The 17141-nt window shown below is 38.1% G+C and carries 15 protein-coding genes, 1 pseudogene and 1 riboswitch; of the genes and pseudogenes, 4 read left to right on the top strand and 12 right to left on the bottom strand.

The window, feature by feature from the left end; translation table 11 throughout:
• Positions 1-86: 86 nt before the first annotated feature.
• Positions 87-629, top strand: a complete 543-nt coding sequence (locus tag OWR28_RS14340) for a hypothetical protein (protein WP_332387164.1) — start codon at positions 87-89, stop codon at positions 627-629.
• Positions 630-701: 72 nt separating this feature from the next.
• On the opposite strand, the gene OWR28_RS14335 is transcribed toward OWR28_RS14340, so the two are convergent.
• Positions 702-1163, bottom strand: a complete 462-nt coding sequence (locus OWR28_RS14335; RefSeq protein ID WP_332387163.1) for an Lrp/AsnC family transcriptional regulator — start codon at positions 1161-1163, stop codon at positions 702-704.
• A 194-nt stretch (positions 1164-1357) separates the two neighbouring features.
• A riboswitch (cobalamin riboswitch) is annotated at positions 1358-1542 on the top strand.
• 174 nt (positions 1543-1716) lie between these two features.
• Between OWR28_RS14335 and metE the strand changes: the two are divergent.
• Positions 1717-4017 (top strand): annotated as a pseudogene (metE, locus tag OWR28_RS14330) (5-methyltetrahydropteroyltriglutamate--homocysteine S-methyltransferase).
• 117 nt (positions 4018-4134) lie between these two features.
• On the opposite strand, the gene OWR28_RS14325 reads toward metE, so the two are convergent.
• Complete coding sequence (locus OWR28_RS14325; RefSeq protein ID WP_332387162.1) at positions 4135-4932, bottom strand: AraC family transcriptional regulator; 798 nt, start codon at positions 4930-4932, stop codon at positions 4135-4137.
• A 106-nt stretch (positions 4933-5038) separates the two neighbouring features.
• Positions 5039-6454 carry an aldehyde dehydrogenase family protein gene (locus tag OWR28_RS14320; RefSeq protein ID WP_332387161.1) on the bottom strand — a complete coding sequence of 472 codons (1416 nt, stop codon included), beginning with the start codon at positions 6452-6454 and terminating at the stop codon, positions 5039-5041.
• 488 nt (positions 6455-6942) lie between these two features.
• Here OWR28_RS14320 and OWR28_RS14315 point away from each other — a divergent pair, with 488 nt between their 5' ends.
• Positions 6943-7572, top strand: a complete 630-nt coding sequence (locus tag OWR28_RS14315; protein WP_332387160.1) for a DUF1062 domain-containing protein — start codon at positions 6943-6945, stop codon at positions 7570-7572.
• A gap of 55 nt (positions 7573-7627) precedes the next feature.
• On the opposite strand, the gene OWR28_RS14310 is transcribed toward OWR28_RS14315, so the two are convergent.
• The 7 genes from OWR28_RS14310 to OWR28_RS14280 form a co-directional block, all read right to left on the bottom strand.
• A complete protein-coding gene (locus OWR28_RS14310; protein WP_332387159.1) occupies positions 7628-8860 on the bottom strand; it encodes a sigma-70 family RNA polymerase sigma factor in 1233 nt (410 codons plus the stop codon).
• A 110-nt stretch (positions 8861-8970) separates the two neighbouring features.
• The gene (locus OWR28_RS14305) at positions 8971-9312 is read right to left on the bottom strand and encodes a YciI family protein (RefSeq protein WP_332387158.1); all 342 of its coding nucleotides are present in this window, start codon (positions 9310-9312) and stop codon (positions 8971-8973) included.
• 78 nt (positions 9313-9390) lie between these two features.
• Positions 9391-10302 (bottom strand): PhzF family isomerase, encoded by a 912-nt coding sequence (locus OWR28_RS14300; RefSeq protein ID WP_332387157.1) that lies wholly within the window; start codon positions 10300-10302, stop codon positions 9391-9393.
• Positions 10303-10456: 154 nt separating this feature from the next.
• Complete coding sequence (locus tag OWR28_RS14295; protein ID WP_332387156.1) at positions 10457-10870, bottom strand: hypothetical protein; 414 nt, start codon at positions 10868-10870, stop codon at positions 10457-10459.
• Between the two features lie 197 nt (positions 10871-11067).
• Positions 11068-12270, bottom strand: a complete 1203-nt coding sequence (locus OWR28_RS14290; RefSeq protein ID WP_332387155.1) for an MFS transporter — start codon at positions 12268-12270, stop codon at positions 11068-11070.
• 115 nt (positions 12271-12385) lie between these two features.
• Positions 12386-12871, bottom strand: a complete 486-nt coding sequence (locus OWR28_RS14285) for a helix-turn-helix domain-containing protein (protein WP_332387154.1) — start codon at positions 12869-12871, stop codon at positions 12386-12388.
• 20 nt (positions 12872-12891) lie between these two features.
• Entirely contained in the window at positions 12892-13341 is a 450-nt protein-coding gene (locus OWR28_RS14280; RefSeq protein ID WP_332387153.1) for a hypothetical protein, read from the bottom strand.
• A 266-nt stretch (positions 13342-13607) separates the two neighbouring features.
• Between OWR28_RS14280 and OWR28_RS14275 the strand changes: the two genes are divergently transcribed.
• Positions 13608-14453: a phage tail-like protein gene (locus OWR28_RS14275; RefSeq protein WP_332387152.1), complete on the top strand. Its 846-nt coding sequence runs from the start codon at positions 13608-13610 to the stop codon at positions 14451-14453.
• Between the two features lie 124 nt (positions 14454-14577).
• Here OWR28_RS14275 and OWR28_RS14270 read toward each other — a convergent pair whose 3' ends face one another.
• The gene (locus OWR28_RS14270) at positions 14578-15189 is read right to left on the bottom strand and encodes a response regulator transcription factor (protein WP_332387151.1); all 612 of its coding nucleotides are present in this window, start codon (positions 15187-15189) and stop codon (positions 14578-14580) included.
• A 5-nt stretch (positions 15190-15194) separates the two neighbouring features.
• Positions 15195-17141, bottom strand: a complete 1947-nt coding sequence (locus OWR28_RS14265) for an ATP-binding protein (protein WP_332387150.1) — start codon at positions 17139-17141, stop codon at positions 15195-15197.

Genomic DNA, 17141 nt, shown 5'->3' with positions numbered 1-17141 from the left:
GGGATATATTATTAAAGTTTTGTAGGACTGAATAATGTAATTTTAATACCTTTAACCTTCAAATCATTAGAATTTTAAATTATTCCATGAAGACGAAATCATTCAGTTTTATTGTAACAATCTTTTTTCTGGCATTAAGTGTAACCGCATTTTCACAGAAAACAGCAGCTTTAAATTCCTTATTAGACAGGAATTCAGAATTTATTTTCCCGCAGACAACCGATAAAATCTCAAAAGCATTGAATGTAAAGCCGGTTTTTTATGAAGATGCCAATGAAGAAAAATATGTGAAATGGCCAATGAAGACAGGGCTTGAAATGTATACCAGTCTGGGAAAGGATAATACAGTTAATGAAATGTTTTTTGTTACTTCAGACGACAGGCCAATAGTAGTAGAAGGGCTTCCTTTCGGTCTTATCATGAACAAAAGTACATTGCAGGATTGTAAAACAAAGTTCAGTAAATACGGTGCGAAGGTACAGAAAATGGGTGCAGGAAGTGAATTCCCCGGAGGGTCAAAACTTGTTTTTAAAAAAGGCAAACATTATGCAACACTGCAGTTCGACAGTAAAAGCCTGTTAAAATCATTAAGTTTAACAACAGGAGTTATAAATCCGGCAGTGAATTAATCAGCCGCAAAAATACTACACAATCCGTCAAATAATGACGGATTTTTTATTTGTAACGTGGACTTTAAAAAATTATATCATCAATCCATGGTTGTTTTTTACCTCAGCCATCACAAAAGTACTGTGGGTACTTCCTATAGAATCTACGGAGCCCAGTTTATTGAATACGAAATCCTGGTAATGCTTCATATCCCTTACCTGTACTTTCAGAAGAAAATCAAAATCCCCTGAAATATTGTAGCATTCGGCAACTTCTTCTATTTCCAGAATCTCTTTTACAAAATCATAACCGACAGATCTGTCATGAATTTTCAGCTTGATCTGACAGAAAACGGTAAATCCGCGGTTGAGCTTTTCAGCATCGAGAACTGCAGCATATCTTTTAACGAAGCCTTCCTGTTCAAGCCTTTTTATTCTTTCAAAAACCGGAGAAGCAGAGAGGTTTACCTCTTTGGCAAGTTCTTTTACGGTCAGTTTGGCATTTTTCTGGAGCAGCCTGAGCAGCTGTAAATCCTTATCATCGAGTTGTTCCACAGAATATTATTCTTTAAAATTATAAAAACGGTCAAAGATACAGGATAATATGCTTTTAATTGTTATTCATACGGTTTTATTTGCTTAATTATTGCATTTTGACTGAATTTTATTCTGTATTGTTAATTTTACCCAAAATTAAAAACTTTTACAGAAAGCAGCTGCTGAAAGTAAAAGTACAGTTCTTTAGAGATACTTCATCAAACAGAAAAGGTTTTACTTAACGTAGATTAATAGGGAATCGTGTGCAAATCACGAGCTGTCGCGCAACTGTAAGTAACACGCCAAAGGTTTCTGTCCTTGCATATCCACTGCCAAAGCGGGAAGGATGACAGAAACTGTTACAAGTCAGGAGACCTGCCTTTACTGGATTGACAGTGCTTTCGCGGTCTGAAGCTTTGGGTCATACAGATGATATATCAGATAAGTACGTTTTCTTCTGTGGGAAAACTGTAGGGTCTGCTATGCCATTTTCCCCGGAATTTCTATTCGTTAAGCATTAAGAAGCATTTAAAAAGACTTTAAATCAAGTTTTAATATAAAAGTTTAAAAAATGCAAACTCACATTCTGGGCTATCCGCGTATTGGTAGCAAAAGAGAACTCAAAAAAGCCTGCGAGCAGTATTGGTCAGGTAAAATCCTTCCGGAAGAACTTCTGAATACAGGCAGAAATATCTGTAACCAAAACTGGAATATTCAGAAAGAAGCAGGAATAGATCTTATTCCGTGTAATGATTTTTCATACTATGATCAGGTTCTGGATATGAGCCTTGTGGTGGGGGCAATACCGTCCCGCTACCATGAAGTGGTTCTTAAAAAGAATAACTCTGAGCTGGATCTTTATTTTGCCATGGCAAGAGGATATCAGAAAGAAGGACTGGATATCACAGCAATGGAAATGACCAAATGGTTCGATACCAATTACCATTATATTGTTCCCGAATTTTATAAAAACCAGCAGTTTAAACTGAGCTCAGATAAAATTTTCAATGAATTTGCAGGAGCAAAGCAGGCTGGGATCAACGCCAAACCGGTTATTATCGGGCTGGTTTCTTATCTGTTATTGGGAAAAGAAAAAGAAGAAGGATTTGATAAGCTGGATCTGGCCGGAAACCTTCTTCATGTATACTCGGAAATTTTAACCAAACTTCAGGATCAGGGCGCAGAATGGATTCAGTTTGATGAACCTTTTTGGCATTGGATTTAAATGAGAAGGCAAAAGAAACATATCATTTTGTATATGCTGAAATAAGGAAACGTTTCCCAAAACTGAAATTTATTATTGCCACTTATTTTGAAGGATTAAAAGATAATGCATCACTGGCTGCTTCACTTCCTGTGAATGTGCTGCACGTAGATCTTGTAAGAAATCCTGAACAGCTGGATGATATACTGTACATTATTCCTGAAAGCGTAAGTCTGTCATTAGGGGTGGTTGACGGAAGAAATATCTGGAAAAATGATTATCAAAGTCATTGTCTCTGATAAAAAAAGCAGTGAATCAATTAGGCTCTGAAAGAGTTTTGATCGCACCATCTTGCTCATTGCTGCATTCCCCTTGTGATCTTGATTTTGAAACCAATCTTAATCCTGAAATTAAAAACTGGCTGGCTTTTGCCAAACAGAAAGTAACGGAAGTAGTAACGCTTAAAGAGCTGGTATCGGAAACAGAAATTGATCAGATTCTTGAAGCTTTTGAAGAAAATAAAAAAGCAGTTGAAAGCAGAAGAACTTCTTCTCTTATTCATAATGATCAGGTAAAGCAGAGAGCTAATGCTGTAACAGAAAAGGATACGCAAAGAATTAATATCTTCAGAATCCGTAAAGAACAACAGCAAAAAGCATTACAGCTTCCTTTATTCCCGACAACAACTATCGGGTCGTTTCCGCAGACTGCAGAAGTAAGAAGCTGGAGAGCAAAATTCAAAAAAGGAGAACTGACAGCAGAACAGTATGACAGGCTGCTGAAAGAAGAAACGCAAAGAACAATCCGCTGGCAGGAAGACATCGGAATTGATGTACTGGTTCACGGAGAATTTGAGCGCAATGACATGGTAGAGTATTTCGGAGAACAGCTGGAAGGATTTGTATTCACTAAAAACGGCTGGGTACAGAGTTACGGAAGCCGTTGCGTAAAGCCTCCTGTAATCTTCGGTGATGTTTCCCGCCCAACTCCGATGACGGTTTACTGGTCTCAGTATGCACAATCCCAGACTGAGAAATGGGTAAAAGGAATGCTTACAGGTCCTGTTACGATTTTACAATGGTCTTTTGTACGTGATGATCAGCCACGTTCGGAAACGTGCAGGCAGATTGCATTGGCGATCCGTGATGAAGTGGTGGATCTGGAAAAAGCAGGGATCAGAATTATTCAGATTGATGAACCTGCGATAAGAGAAGGCCTTCCGTTAAGAAAAACCGACTGGCAAATTACCTGAAATGGGCAGTGGAAGCCTTCAGAATTTCAGCAAGCGGAGTAGAGGATGCTACCCAGATCCATACACATATGTGCTATTCGGAGTTCAATGACATTATTGAAAATATTGCTGATATGGATGCAGACGTAATTACGATAGAATGTTCCCGTTCCCAGATGGAGCTTCTGAATGCTTTTGCAGACTTTAAATATCCGAATGAAATCGGCCCCGGGGTATACGATATCCATTCACCAAGGGTTCCGTCAAAAGAAGAAATGATTGAGCTGCTGAGAAAAGCCCAGAATGTAATTCCTGCCGGCCAGCTTTGGGTAAATCCTGACTGCGGGCTTAAAACAAGACATTGGGAAGAAACCGAAAAAGCTCTGATAGCAATGGTAGCTGCTGCTAAAGAAGCTTCTGTGGAATATGCACTTTAAAAAACTTTACAATAATTAGATTCAATTATTCAGATCGTGTCGTGATTTTCATGACACGATCTGATATTTTAAAGAGTTAAAACATGGATAACTGCAATAGCCTGCTCACTTTTTATTCTATTTTGCCTGTAATGAGCTTGGAGGATAACCAAACTGTTTTTTAAAGGCAAAAGAGAAATGGGATAGATTTTCAAACCCCAGATCCAGATAAACATCAGAAACCGATCTTCCTTTTTGGGTTAGCAGAAAATGGGCTTCCTTTAATCTCCGGTGCTGTAACCATTGTCTCGGTGGAATACCGAATATTTTCTGAAAATCTCTTTTAAAGGCAGATAAACTTCTTCCCGTTAAATAGGCAAAACGCTCTACATTGACATTGAAGTGAAAATTTTTATTCATAAAAGATTCGATATCAATTTTATGAGGTTCTGAGAAATCAAATAAAATATCCTTAAGACCGGGGTCGTAGTTCAGCATCAGAAGTAACGCTTCTTTTTGTTTGAGACGCAGAAGTTCTTGAGATGAAGGTAATTCCTCGTAGGCAAGCAATGAATACATAAAAGAAGTTAATGCCTTCTGATTGGGTTTTATATAGGCGGGTACATTTTCTTTCTTCTCTGCCTGATATCCGTACTCACGGCTGAAATCCCGTAAGATAGCTTCATCAAAATAAATGGTTACAGTTTTGATTTCGCCATCTTTAGGAGGATATTTTGCAAACTTCACCAAACGGTTTTTTCTTGCAGAATAAAGCTCACCTTCTTTGAATATCGTTTTGGTGATCCCGTCATTCAGCTCCATTTCCCCGGAAAGAACAAGTCCCAGGCTGTGAATCCGCGCAAACTGTTCTCCTTCCCTGAATTCTGTAAAATGACAGGAGTAATTGATGGGAAAAGGAATATTATTTTCACTCATGGCTCGAATGTTATTTCTTGATCTGTTGTTTTTTCAAACTTACAAAACTTTTTAGCATCATCACAGCAAAATGCTCTTAGAACATTGTACTGTGATGAATATAATTTTATACAATAACAGCCTTTGGCTCCAGATAAGCTTCCAGCCCGAATACACCATATTCACGTCCTATCCCGCTTTGTTTAAAGCCGCCGAAAGGAGCATAAGGATCATGTGAAAAACCGTTGATACATATTCTACCGGCATCAATCCGTGCGGCTACACGTTCAGCATGCTCCTGATCAGAAGAGCTGATATAAGCTGCCAGACCATAATGAGTGTCATTGGCAATCGCAATGGCTTCCTCTTCATCAGCATAAGGAATAATGGATAATACAGGTCCGAAGATTTCTTCCTGGGCAATACGCATATCATTACGTACGTTGGTAAAGATGGTTGCCTTTACAAAGTTACCGTCTTCAAGACCTTGCGGCTTACCTTCACCACCTGCCAGCAGAGTTGCGCCTTCTTCCTGCCCCAGCCGGATATAACTTTGTACGCGGTCAAATTGTCTGACACTTACCATAGGGCCTACAAGAGTGTCCTCTTCGTCAGGATTTCCCACCTTTACCTGTTCTGCAGCTTTTTTAGCGAGTTCATTTACCTCATCCAGCCGGTTTTGGGGAACAAGCAGCCGGGTAGGGGCAATACATGCCTGCCCGTTGTTCATATAAGCTCCGAAAACAGCCATAGGAATAGCCTTATCAAGATCAGCGTCTTCAAGAATGATATTGGGAGACTTCCCGCCAAGTTCTAAGGTTACCCTTTTCATCGTATCTACAGCCCCTTTGGCAATCGCTTTTCCAGTCAATGTAGATCCGGTGAAGGATATTTTAGCGATATCAGGATGCTGAGTAATTTCTGCTCCTACTACGTTTCCTAATCCGTTAACTATATTGAATACTCCTTCAGGCAAGCCCGCTTCATGAAAACATTCAGTAAGCAACTGGGTCTGGGCAGCACTCATTTCACTGGGTTTGATAACGGCGGTACATCCGGCAGCAATAGCGGTTGCGAGTTTGTTGCAGATAAAGCTGTTGCTGGCATTCCATGGTGTGATGATTCCTACTACACCCAGAGATTCAAAACGTACTTTAGAATGTCCGGCTGTTCTTTCGAAACTATAAGATTCTAAGGTCTTGATCGTAGTTGTAAAGGCAGAGATTGCATTCTGAACGCTCATTCTGCAAAACTGTAATGTTCCTCCGTATTCATTGACCATGACGGAAACTAGTTCATCTTCCCGTTTGCTTACCGCTTCATGCAGTTTTTTAAGAAAACCAATGCGTTCTTCTTTTGTTGTTTTTGAAAATGTCTTAAAAGCTTTTTTCGCTGCTGCGATGGCCATTCGGGTGTCTTCCTCATTTCCCAAAATTACTTCGCCTGTTTTTTGATTGGTAACTGGACTTATAAGATCAAAAGTTTCTGTTCCGCTCGGCGTAACAAATTCGCCGTTGATGTAAATTTTATTAATCTGATTCATTTTGATGATTTTAATACCACAAAGTTCGTCAGAAACGGAAAAGACAGGTTTGTTGTATGGTTCAATTTTTGTTTGTTGTATGGTTCAATTTTTCCCGAAAATGGGGTGCAAATTTACTTGCCTGGAATTAAATGTAAAAACTCACTGTTCTTCAATAAAATTAACTACTTTTATCATAACCAAGTAAACAACTTGTTTTGAGAACAACTCTTAAACTTATTATCGCTTAGTATCAGTCTCAGTAACCACAGGCTGATCGTTCTTTCGTTTGGGTAATTCTACCTGAACAGGTTTTCATTTTATCATATTATTTATTGCAGTGCCTGTAAAAGCAACTGTGTCTGTATTTTGTCTGTAACAATGACGAAACTTACAGCAAACTAATCTTAAGAGAGTCTTGGGTAAAATCAGATGCATATCAACTTTACTGCAGAGTGTGAATAATATGGAAAAAATCCTACAAAGAATATTAAGCACAACTATAAGTAATGAGTACTATACATATATGGGAGGTAAAAGCGAAAAATACTCCCTTACTAAAAAAGAAATGCAATCATTGTAACAGCTACAGATTTCAATGCAGCGATAAATTCAGACTGAATGCTCAAAAAAAGAATATTGATATATGGTTAATTTACCGGTGTATACAATGCAATAATACCTACAATATAACTGTATTTTCAAGAATCAGGACAGAAGCTATCAGTAAAGATTTGTTTGATAAATTGTCAGAAAATAATTTGGAAACAGTTTGGACATATGCATTTTCACTGGAAACAATAAGGAAAAATAATGTGGAAGCAGATCCGGAAAGTGTAGAATATGAAATTATCCGTGAAGATCTTTCCGTTGAAGACCTGACAAATATGAAAAATGAAATGATTTCGTTTCAAATACAATATCCTTTCGATTTTAATGTAAGAGTTTCAACAGTTATAAGAAAATGTTTTGGCCTTTCATCTTCCCAATTGAATCAACTGCTGAATATCAATGCGGTTTATTGTAATGAGAAACTCCTGCAGAAGAAGTATAAAATTAAAAATGGTGATGTTGTTAAAATCAACAGACAAGAACTCATCAACCTTCTTCTCATCGGGAAAGAGGATTGTTCTCAATAATCACAGATGCTAAATAATTATAGAAAAGTCTCTTGAATATTGGTCAGGAGGCTTTTTATTTTGAACACAAAAGATCAATCTGTTTCTGTAAAGTCTGCTTTTCCGGTTTTGATTTTGTCAGACGGATGGCTTCCTGATAATGATGAATAGCTTTATTGGTATCGAGTTCCGTATATAAATAACCCAGCAGTCCATGATAATATTCGCTGGTGATGAGGTTAAGTTTTTCAGCTTCAATGGCTGCCTTCTGATTTCCATAGACTTTTGAAAAAGCAAAAGTTCTGTTTAAGGCGGTAACAGGCGAGTATTCAATAACAACAAGCTGGTTGTAGAGATTTAAAATCTGCTGCCATTTATCCTCAGCCGATGAAGTGTGCCAATAGGCAATACCAGCCTCCAGATGATATTTTGAAACAGAAGAGTGGTTGGGCTGGCAGGCCTCTGTCAGGTAATAATTTCCTTTTTCTATTAAAGCTTTATCCCATAACGTTTCGTCCTGCTCATCAAAAAGAATGGCTTCACCTTCATCATTAATCCTTGCGTCAAGTCTTGAGCTTTGAAAACACATCAGGGCCAGTAATGCATTGGCTTTTGGAGTATTGGTGAATGGATGGTCAGTGAGAATCAAAGTGAGTCTCATAGCTTCCAGACAGAGGTCTTTACGAATTAAAAGATTATGGCTTCTTGAAAAATACCCTTCGTTAAACAATAGATATAAAGTAGTTAATACCGTTTCCAGACGCTGATGAATATCCTGTTCACTTAAAGAATCTATTGTAAAATGATGTGTTCTGAGTGCTTCCCGGCCTCGCTGCAGGCGTTTTTTTATGGTTTCCGTTTTGGATAGAAAAGCATTGGCAATCTCTTCTATGCTGAAACCACAAAGAATCTGGAGGGCCAGACATATCTGAGTTTCCTGGGAGTTGACGGGATTGCAGGCCGCAAAAATCATTTCCAGCTGGCTGTCGGAAATATTTTTGGTATCAAAATCGATTGTCTGGTAATTGTTTTCAGCGGTTTTTACTTCTTCTTGTTTGTTTTTTTCAATAACGGCAAGGTGTTTAAAATAATCCTTTGCTTTATTCTTTGCCACGGTGTAAAGCCAGGCTGAAGGATTATCGGGAAGTCCGTGCAGTGCCCAATATTCTGAAGCCTTCAGAAAAGTTTCACTGGCAATATCTTCGGCATTTTCGATATGTTTGATATCAAAACTTCTGCAAAGTACTGCAACGATCTTGCTGTACTCAGTCCTGAATAAATGCGGGGTTATTTCATTCGGATTTACCATGATTTATGAAAAGGCTATATCAAAGGTAAGTATATTTGTTCCGGGAAACTCAAAAGCGCAAAGAAAATGAATCGATAATCCCCTGCGCTTTTTGAGTTTGCAAAATCATGCTACAGTTTGCTGATCTCTCTTATTTCTACACTACCACCCAATAGCAGGATGGGACATTCCTTGCATAAAGCGGTAGCTTCTTCAACAGATTCAGCATTGATCAGTGTATAGCCCAGAATTGATTCTTTAATCTCAGCATACGGTCCGTCAGAAATTAATCCGTCTGACTTTAGAACCTGTCCGGTGTTTTCCAGACGGTTACCCCGGTCTGCCAGTTTATTCTGAGCAGCAATTCCGGCGATCCAGTTCATCCATTTCTGGGTATTGGCCTGCATTTGTTCCGGTGATGTCTTAGGCATAGACTTGTAGTCTGCACGGAAGACTAATAAGAATTCTTTCATTGTATTCAATTTTTTTGATTCACCTTAATGACGACTGGTATTCTTCTATGGGGACAATTTTTATTATAAGTATGAAAGTTAGTGCACATTCATGGTTGTTCTGAAAACACTTACTGCATTTCCGGTAATACTGACGGTATCAGGCTTACTATCTTTGATATTGACACTTACTTTTACTCTACCAACCCTGTTGATGGCTTCACCCTGTTTTCCGGTAAATTCAAAGGTGTCATCGGAAGTCTCAATGATTTTGTGTTGAATAAGATAGCCTCCAAGTGGTCCGTTCGCATTTCCTGTAACAGGATCTTCAGTAATCCCGATGGCAGGAGCAAACATTCTTCCGTTGGTTAATATCTCTTTTTCATCGGTATCGAAAGTAAATACAAAATATCCGTTACAGCCAATTTCCTTACTAAGTTTTGCCAAAGCGGTAAGATCAGGAGCCAGATGACTTAAAATCATATTGCTTTTAATACCGATCATTACTTTTGAATGTCCTGTTGAAGCAATTTGTACCGGACATTTTTCATCAAGATCATCCATTGTCAGTCCCAGTGCTTGTACAATTTTTTGAGTCATTGCAGGATCAAAAGCAGGACTTAGCTCAAATTTCCCCTGTGTCATGGTAATAAGATAATCATTGTCTTTCCTTTCAATATAAATCGGTAATATGCCGATTGGTGTATGTATTCTGATGGTACAGGAATCCAGATGATCTTCCTGAGCTTTTGCATAGAGTGCCGCAATTGTGGCATGCCCGCAGGAAGGCACCTCTGTGGTGGGAGTAAAATACCGGATGTGATAATCAAAATCTTCTCCGGGATGAGCAGGTTTAAAAACAAATGCAGTTTCAGAATTATTAAGTTCCCTCGCAATAAGTTGCATTTCTTCAGCTGTCATATTTTCAGCATTTAACACAACTCCAGCCGGGTTTCCTTTGAACTTTTCTTTGGTAAAAGAATCGATTTGATAAACGATAACTTCTTGCATAACGGATGATTAGGTTTACTGTAAAAATACGGAATCAAATTGGGTATCCGGCAGCTGTTTTATTGTTATTTGGGTAAATTCTTTGAACCCTTTCAAAAAAGAAGACCACAATTTACCTGTAAATTGTGGTCTTCTTCAACTAAGAACTATTTAACTATGATTCTGTCTTAAGATAGCCATAATGTAAAGCAGTTTCCTTTCCGAATAAGCTTGAGAAAATATTCTGAAACTCATGGATGTATTTGCACTTGATGGCGTTTCCGTATATTTTCAACCCTTCCATTATTTTTCTGGAGCTCAGGTCGATATCATATTTTATAAATGCTTCCGGTCTTTCATATCGTATACTCTGGTCCGAACTGTCAGTCCGTGAGAATCCCAGCTTTTCAAGCCATTCTTCGGTTATTCTGATGGGCTTGATGGAAGCGGCCGGGACCGAAATACTGTGAATATCATTTTCAATTTTAACAAAATAAGCCTGGTCGACATTCTGAAAGATCTCAGTGATCGTATAAATCTGATTTTTGTACTCGACTAAGTTCTTGATTTTTAGATCTGCTACGTTCATAATATTTTGATTTTTAGGTGGTGATATGGTCCTTGATAAACAGCAAATAGTATGCCCGGCATTACATGGCCAGCCGTTGTTTTAAGTGAGATTAGGTTAAATTTTTACTATAAAAAATTAATAATGTGTTAAAATAGTACACCAATACACGAATTATAGCATTTTCACGAAAAATAAAGTGTGGTATCTGTGTGGTATCAGCTTTTTGCTTTTTCCCTTGGATTCACATTAGCTGTGGTCAAAAGGAGGGCAATAATAACAGACAGAATAAGGACACCTATGAAAATATTCCAGGAATAAGCATGAAGAATATAACCGGTACCGCTTCCCAGAATGCTTGAACCAAAATAATAGAAAAGCCAGTAAATAGAAGTTGCTGAAGACTTCCCACGCTTGGCATATAAAGCTGTCATCTGGCTGGCCATAGTATGTGCCGCAAAGAAGGAGAGGGTAAAAAGACCAAGGCCGAAGATAAGAACATACATATTTTCCGATAGCAGCAATGCAGCTCCGGTGAGCATAAACAGGATAGAGCCCTTAAGGATACCGTTCATGGGAAATCTTCTGGAAAGACGTCCCACAATCATAGTTCCGAAGACTCCGAAAATATACATCAGAAAAATAAAAGCAATAATAAAGTGGCTTAATGAAAATGGTTTCGCTTCCAGCCTGAATGTAAGGTAATTATAAACGCTTACAAAAACTCCCATCAGCAATGCAGCAGTACAGTATAAACGAAGCATATAAGGGTTGGTAAGGAAAAATTTCATCTGTTTTACCTTAAGATGATAATCCGTTTTCTGAGGATTGAAAAACCTTGATTCCGGGAACAGTTTCCAGAATACAGCACCCAGAATGAGGCTTTCTATTCCGATAAGCAGCACAGCATTACGCCATCCGAATTCACCGGCAAATAAAGTGGCCAGTATTCTTCCGCTCATTCCTCCGATCGTATTGCCGCTGAGATACATACTGATGGCAGCAGGCACAGCAAGAGCATTCACCTCCTCTGTAAGATAGGCCAAAGCTACCGCAGAAACTCCGGAAACAACAAAACCTTTTAACACCCCGATAGCAATCAGAAGACTTAAAGCAGGAATCCAGGTAGAAATGATGGTAAGCATGGCAGATGAAATCAGCGAAAAGACCATCAGGCTTTTTCTTGAATAGCTGTCAGCTTTGAAAGCAAAAAATAATAATCCCAATGCCATACCTATTGTAGAGGAGGAGACAAGCAGAGAAGTATCACCTACGGATACCCCAAACTGCTGTGCTGCCATTGGCAGCATGGGCTGAAAGAGATACAGCTGTGCAAAAACCGAAAGTCCTGAAAAGAAAATACAAAGTTTTATGTATCGGAGACGCCGGCTTCCCTGAAAAGCTTTTTCAGATGAATTCATGAGTGTTTGCAATTACAATGCAGTGGATTAAACAGAAAATTAAGTCCCGTAAATTTCCTGATTATTTTCCGGATTTAAAAATTATTGTCTCAATGATTTTTATTGGTGAAACAAATCAGTGCACCTGTAAATTGCTGATATATTCAGATGGAGTAACGTTTTCCATCTGTTTGAATACCCTGTTGAAAGTAGATTGGTTGGAAAATCCTGCCTCGGTGTAAATATACATCAGGGTAACCTTTTCAATATCATTTTCATGAAGAAGTCTTTTCACGCATTCAATCCTGTGCATATTCAGATAATTGTTGAAATTGGGGTAGCCCTTTGCACGTATTGATTTTGATATATAACTGCTGTTGATATCCATTACTGTAGAAAGCTTTGAAATATTGAAATTCACATCTTTATACAGTTGTTTTTCCTGCATGACGGATTCGATTTTTTCAAACAGCTCATCTGCAAAAGGAATTTTTTCTGTCACCGGAACGGATTGAGTTTCCGGAGCATGAACCTTGCTTTCAATTTCGTGGTAAATTTCAATACGTTTTATTTTATCCTTAAAATAGAGCAGGAGTGATATAACAGCAACATTGGAAATCATAAGGATCGTATCTGTAATTCTTACATCATCCTGACTGTGCAGAGGGAAATCAAAGCTGAAGTTTTTGAAATAAGATATCCTGCTGCAATATTCAGTACAACAAAGAGACTGTAAATGAAGACATATTTCCTTGAAAAGAAAACATAGGCTGCCAGCGGAATAGGGATAAGCCAGACAAAACTTGCTATGGAATTATTCCAGAACACAAGCATGATGTAAAAATTGTAAAGAGTGGCTATAATAATATAAGAATGCACCATAACATTTACAGAGTAAGTCTTGCGTACAATCAGGTAAGTATACACGAGCAAAAAAAGTCCTCCGTAAAGATACCAGGCCATGACCTGATCCGGAATGATAAAGGTAAATATCAAACCAAAGACGGCAAGAATAACAGACATCAGAATGTTGTAATAATAGATCAGCTGTCTTTTGTACTGTTCAATTTGTATGTCTTTTGTGGCGGTCATTTGTGGCAAGAGATAATTTTTTAAATCATTCAATATAATATATTGCAGTCATTTTTCAGAAAATAACTGATTTAACTATTTGATTTGCAGTTCGTTGTGTTTTGTTGAGCCGTTTCCGGTTTTTCATTGATTATTCAGAAAATTGATTGGTCAATGCAGATAACTTTGCAACCGCTAGCTCCTTAAAGGCTGATTGATGGTATGTCAATTGACCTGCACGATTTATTTCCTTTATAAATCAATAATTTTTAAACAAATATACTAAAATGAAGAAAATAAAATTAACTCTTTCCGGTATTATGATGTGCCTTTCACTGGCTGCCTATTCCCAGGTTGGTATTAATACAGATTCTCCAAAAGTAACATTGCAGGTAGAGGGTAAACCCGATGCTGCAACAGTTCCCGATGGAGTAATGGCACCAAGGTTAACCGGGGATCAGCTGAGAGCTAAAGATAATGTCTACCTGGCTGCGCAAACCGGAACATTGGTTTATGTGACTCAGCCTGTAACCGTGCCTTCTGCAAAAACTGCAAAAGTAGACAAGGCCGGTTATTATATGTTTAACGGAACAACATGGAAGTTTGCATTTGGAGGGGTGGATGATGATATTACAATCGGAGATTTAATTTATTACCATGGAAGCATACCTGCCGGGGTTTCCGGAGTCAACACGCTGGCCAGCACATATCTTTCAGATCTTCCTGTTCTGGGCGGTTTTTTAAGGCTTGATGCACAATTTGACAGCAGTTCGGCAGGAACAGGAGCTGCCACAACTTTCAACCCAAGGCTTTATAATGTAGGAACATCAGATGTGAAGATCTGGGTATCAGAAATGTCTACTCATACCGGAGATTCGGACAACGGAAATATTAAATTATCACCAGGTGCCTACAGGCAGTTTGATGATGGTGTTTACCTGACGCAGACCCATAATGAGACCGTAACATTTGATATCACCATACAGGAGCCGGAGCCAAGATGGTACAGAGTATATTATGCATTCCGTGTTGATAACAGGTCCAGCACAGGAAGCAGTAATGCAACCACAACGGACTCCAATACTTCTGATAATACAAGAGAACTGTACCTTTCTGTACAGAGACTGTATTAAAGCTGTTACATGATTCTAAAAATACAATGATATATAAAAATAAACAAATCAACAGGTTATCTGTTTTCTAATGAGATTTGTGTTTTTTCTGGGGCTGGAATATAATAAGGGTTCCGCCCCTTTTTTAATGCATCATTTCATATACCTTGATCAGTTCTGCAATATTGGTGACATCAAGCTTTTGAAAAATTCTTTTTTTATAAGTACTTACAGTAGACATCTGAATATTAAGTCTGTTGGCAATTTCAAGATTTCCGTTTCCGTCTGCAAGAAGCTTGAAGATTTCGTATTCTCTGGATGACAGCTTTTCTACAGGATTATTTCTTTTGTTTTGAATAATCAGACCGATCAGCTCTGCAGGATAGAAATACCCTTTTTCAATTACCGTTTTCACTGCATTTTTAATTTCTTCTTCACTGCTTTGTTTGTTCAGGTATCCTTCAGCACCTTCTCTGATATACTGAATTGCAACATCTTTGTCATATCCTGAAAATATGAGGATCTTAAGGTCGTTCTGTATGCTTTTAAGCTCCGGAACCATTTTTTTATATTGGGTTCCCGGCATATCAATATCCAGAATGAGAAGATCATACCTTTGGTTTTCCAACTTCTTTTTCACCTGGTCATAGTTTTCCGCAAAATCTATTTTCAGTCCCGGATAAGCAGTCTCAAGGACCAGAGAGGTTCCGGCCCTCACTACATAATGATCATCAGCGATTAAAATTTTTTCATTCATAGAGGTTAGTTTTTATTGAGTGTTATTTCCACAATCGTTCCCTGAGGCTGGTTTTGCCTGAAACTTATTTCAGCATTGATCTTTTTTACCAGATGAATCACCATATGCAGCCCCAGTCCTTTTCCCTTGAAGCTGGGAGTTTCCAGTTTTGGGTTTCTGAACAGGTTCATATAAATGGCAATCTGTTCTGCAGACATTCCTGTTCCCGTATCAGTAATTGTTATTATGGATTTTTGCTGGCTTCCATTAATAGCCATGGTTATATTACCCTCGAAGGTGTTTTTCACAGCATTATCAAGGATGTTATGAATAATGGCTGTTAAAATACTTTCATTTACTCTGGAATAAACCTTCTGCTCAGAAAGATTGGTTATTGTTGTTCCTTTTTCTTTTGCGATTTCACAGAACAGTCTGTTCTTGATTTCCAGGATTCTGTTGATAGGATATTCTTTTTCTTCAAAGATGTTCTCGGCTTTATAAAGCTCGGTGTATTCTTTTAAATTGAGGGTAAACTGATACAGCTGCTCTGAGGATTTATAAATACTGTCAAAATACTTCTTCTGAAGTTCCACATCATCAGACTCATGAAGCTTTTGCGAAAGCATGGCAATAAACCTGATAGGAGTTGTAATATCATGGCTGATGGTTTCTACCAGTTTCTTCTGGTATTCCGTTTCTTTCTGCAGATTGCTTTTTACCAGCTCAAGGTGAAGGGATGTTTCTTTCAGCTCAGAGTTTTTATTATGTACTATCTGTTTCAGCGCCTTATTTTTTATCCTTAGGAAATTAGTCGTTAGCTGAACAATAACTATAATGATGATCAGGATTATGATAGAAACTGACACTCTGAAAAGCAGTGTCTGATAAAAAAGAGGCTGGATTTTGAAACGTACTGTCCTCACTTCATATTGCCCGCCCGGAGAAACCAGTACCCGAATGCTCAGGGTATAATCTCCCGGAGAAAGATTGCTGATCGTGTATTTTAGCTCCGTTCCTGTTATAACCTTTTCCCATTCAGTATTTTCTTTTCCCGATATCCTGGCTTCAATATAAAGATTTCCCGGATTGGAAAAATAAGGAATGTCAATAAAGACCTCTGCTGTTTTGTAATCATTCTTTAAATCAAATACCTGATGGAAATACTTAGGTTCAGAATTTCCGATTTTTACCCTTTCAATATAAATTTTGTTTCTGTCCGGATAATAAGTCCGGATACTGTCCGGATTGAAAAACAAAAAGCCATCCATCGACGGGAATACAAAATCCCCGTTTTCAAGAGCATATGCGTTAGGTTCTGAGCTTCCATTAAATTCATTCGTCAGAAAGCCGTCTTTTTTGGTGAAACGGTAATAGAATACCGGAGTGTTTTTGTTGTCTGCATAGCGCAGCAACTGTTTTTTAGGAACCTTAAACATACCGTTATTAGAAGAAATCCAGTAATATCCTTTTTGATCTTCAAGAATATAATGTGCAGACTTCAAGTAATCATTGATGTCATTCGGCATTTTGATAAGCCTGTGGTTTCTGAGAAGATAAAATCCGCTTTTATTCGTAGTAATCCATATCAGATTATCCTTTGTCCTGATAATACTTTTAACATGGATGTTTTTCATTATAGGAGTTATCCTGTTGCTCCCCAGCATTACAGAATACAGACCGTCACTGTTTCCGGTCAGAATTTCATTTTCACTGTACTGATAAAAAGTATTGATGAAACTTTTAAAATTAAAGATATAATCCGGCTGGGTAAATATATCCTTCCTGTAAAGGTGGAGCTGGGTTCCTGAAGGATGGGTAAAGGCTGTTCCGTAAAGATTTCCGCTTTTCATAAAAGACTGAAGTCCTTTTCTGCACAGAGCAGAATCCTTCTTTTTATATCCTGAATTTTTATAAAACCTCATAATACTGTTTCTCTTTCTGATCAGAATATCCCCGGAATTGTCATACATCAT

The sequence above is a fragment of the Chryseobacterium sp. 1B4 genome (assembly GCF_036631475.1).
Classification (GTDB): Bacteria; Bacteroidota; Bacteroidia; order Flavobacteriales; family Weeksellaceae; genus Chryseobacterium.
This window is presented reverse-complemented; position numbering and strand designations above follow the sequence as displayed.